General features: G+C 70.3%; 1 pseudogene. It reads right to left on the bottom strand.

Going from position 1 to position 1,219, the window contains the following annotated elements:
* Positions 1–1,023, bottom strand: a pseudogene (locus tag AB0959_RS52980) (IS110 family transposase); the annotation flags it as partial.
* Between the last annotated feature and the right edge of the window lie 196 nt (positions 1,024–1,219).

Here is a 1,219-nt window from a genome sequence, read left to right as displayed (position 1 = left end):
GAACATCGCCCGCTTGAGCTGCCGGTTGCCGCCGCGGGGTGCATGTTCGCCGTGGATCGAGGTCCCCGACGACTTGGTCGTGGGGGCGAGGCCGGCGTAGGAGGCGAGGTGAGCGGCGGTGGGGAAGCTGGTGCCGTCGCCGACGGTGACCAGCAAGGTGGCGACGGTCCTGACCGCGACCCCCGGAATCGAGGTCAGGACCGCGGAAAGAGGGTGAGCCTCCAGCAGCTGTCCGATCTGCGCTTCCAGGGCTCGTCGCTGTTCGTGGACGGCAGCGAGCGAGCGGGCCAGGGACGGGATCACGACGTCGAGGGTGCCGGTGCCCGGGACCACGACGGTCTGCTCGTCGAGGGCGTCGAAGACCTCGTCGATGAGCCGGGCGGCCATGCGCGGAGCTCTGGGCCGGATCACCTCAACGAGCCTGCGGCGACCGGCCTTTCGCAGGCTGGCCGGGGATCCGTAGCGTTCCAGCAGCCAGGTCACCGCGGGGTGGTCCAGGCGCGGACCGAGGACGCGTTCCAGGCTGGGGTGGAACTGGGTGAGCAGGCCGCGTATCCGGTTGGAGGTGCGGGTCGCCTCGGCCGCGAGGTCCTGGTCGAAGCCCACCAGCACTGTCAGCCCGGCAGTGATCTAGTCGGTCAGTTCCAGCGAGCGCAGGGTGTGCGGCATCGTGCGGGCGGCGTCCGCGATCACCGCGGCGTCCTTCGCGTCGGTCTTCGCCTCGCCCGGGTAGAGGTCGGCGATCCGCCGCATCGCGAGTCCGGGCAGGCAGGCGACCTTGCAGCCGGCGTCCCGGGCGACGGTCAGGGGCAGGGCCCCGATCGAGGCGGGCTGGTCCACGATCACCAGCACGGTGCCGAACTTCGCGGCCGGCTTCTCGAAGACGGCCTGCAGTTTCGGCTCGCTGTTGGGCAGCTGTTTGTCGAGGACCTTCTTCCCGGCCGGGGTGAGGCCGTGCCCGTGGTGGGCGCTCTTGCCGACGTCCAGGCCGAGGAAGACGCCCACGTCGTTGATGTCGTCCAACCCATCCTCCTGAACGGGGTTCGTGTGGTGCCGGCCAGGGTGTTGGCGTCGTATGCGCGCATCCACGTTATGCAGACCTGCCGCCCGCAAGCGGCCGGGCATTGCGCCTGGCCAGGCGGTAGTCGGACCTCTCATCAGCGCATCCAACGGCGCCTCCCGGGCCCGGTGACACCACCCCCAGGTCATCCGTTCGACA

It is taken from the genome of Streptomyces sp. NPDC046862 (assembly GCF_040704615.1).
Classification (GTDB): domain Bacteria; phylum Actinomycetota; class Actinomycetes; order Streptomycetales; family Streptomycetaceae; genus Streptomyces.
This window is presented reverse-complemented; position numbering and strand designations above follow the sequence as displayed.